1 protein-coding gene is annotated in these 1774 nt (G+C 63.8%); it reads left to right on the forward strand.

The window, feature by feature from the left end; all coding sequences use genetic code 11:
- Positions 1 to 355: 355 nt before the first annotated feature.
- The gene (locus A9X01_RS22170; RefSeq protein WP_065038382.1) at positions 356 to 1648 is read left to right on the forward strand and encodes a citrate synthase; all 1293 of its coding nucleotides are present in this window, start codon (positions 356 to 358) and stop codon (positions 1646 to 1648) included.
- The last annotated feature ends 126 nt before the right edge of the window (positions 1649 to 1774 follow it).

The following is a 1774-nucleotide window of genomic DNA, read 5'->3' on the forward strand; positions in this document are numbered from 1 at the left end:
CCCGCAGCACTAACCGCCTAACCACGACAGCGAAGAATCACACGACGACGTCATACACCACGTCCCTGGACTTGACCGGGCTCAATTCCGCCGCCACGTGCCGCGTGACCCACGTGGCCTACTCCCGGGGTATCGCCGACCCGGGGAGTGCCGGCCTCACCAATCGGTCAGGATAGGCCGATAACCAGTGCGTTGACCCCAGTCACGGCTTCTTGGTGGGCCGCGCGACCTGCAGACCCGACCCCGCGCAGGCACGCCGTCGCAATAACGACTACCTTCACCTATACGTACCTAGTGCACCTCTGTGGCACCTAGGGCGGGCAGCCATATCAAGCCTGAGCGCAAAGGGGTTCTCGTGGGCGACACCGACGACACCGCAACTCTGAAGTACCCGGGGGGCGAGATCGACCTGCAGATCACGCACGCCACCGAAGGTGCCGACGGCATTGCGCTCGGTCCGCTGCTGTCGAAGACGGGGCACACCACCTTCGACAACGGCTTCGTCAACACCGCGGCGTGCAAGAGCGCCATCACCTACATCGACGGTGATGCGGGGATTCTGCGCTACCGCGGCTACCCGATCGACCAGCTTGCGGAGAAGTCGACCTTCATCGAGGTCAGCTACCTGCTGATCTATGGCGAGCTGCCCACCACCGACCAGCTTGCCGAGTTCACCGGCCGGATCCAGCGCCACACCATGCTGCACGAGGACCTCAAGCGGTTCTTCGACGGTTTCCCGCGCAACGCCCACCCGATGCCGGTGCTGTCCAGTGTGGTCAACGCCCTCTCGGCGTACTACCAGGACGCGCTGGACCCGATGGACAACAACCAGGTCGAGCTGTCGACCATCCGGCTGCTTGCCAAGTTGCCGACCATCGCCGCGTACGCCTACAAGAAGTCCGTCGGCCAGCCGTTCCTCTACCCCGACAACTCGCTGTCGCTGGTGGAGAACTTCCTGCGGATGACATTCGGTTTCCCGGCCGAGCCCTACCAGCCCGACCCGGAAGTGGTGCGTGCGCTGGACATGCTGTTCATCCTGCACGCCGACCACGAGCAGAATTGTTCGACCTCAACCGTGCGCCTGGTCGGCTCATCGCGGGCGAACCTGTTCACTTCGATCTCCGGCGGCATCAACGCGCTGTGGGGGCCGCTGCACGGCGGCGCCAACCAGGCGGTGCTGGAAATGCTCGAACAGATCCGCGAGAGCGGCGACGACGTCGGCGAATTCGTCCGCAAGGTGAAGAACCGCGAAGAGGGCGTCAAGCTGATGGGCTTCGGCCACCGCGTCTACAAGAACTACGACCCGCGCGCCCGCATCGTCAAGGAACAGGCCGACAAAATCCTGGCCAAGCTGGGTGGCGACCCGCTGCTGGACATCGCCAAGCAGCTCGAAGAGGCGGCGCTGACCGACGACTACTTCGTCGAGCGCAAGCTCTACCCGAACGTCGACTTCTACACCGGTCTGATCTACCGGGCGCTGGGCTTCCCGGTGCGGATGTTCACCGTGCTGTTCGCACTGGGCCGGTTGCCGGGCTGGATCGCACACTGGCGCGAAATGCACGACGAGGGCGACAGCAAGATCGGGCGTCCGCGCCAGATCTATACCGGCTACACCGAGCGGGATTACGTCGGCATCGACGGTCGCTAACTTTCCCGGCGCGAGATTTGTCCCGCGAGCAGACGCAAAAGCCCCCGGATCCCCCTTTGTCAGGCTGGTTGTGAGTCAGTTGCTACCAGCGTTAGGGAGTGGGTTGTGTCGATCGGTGCGGGTTTT

Origin of the sequence: Mycobacterium asiaticum (assembly GCF_001668675.1) — a bacterium.
Taxonomy (GTDB): domain Bacteria; phylum Actinomycetota; class Actinomycetes; order Mycobacteriales; family Mycobacteriaceae; genus Mycobacterium; species Mycobacterium asiaticum_D.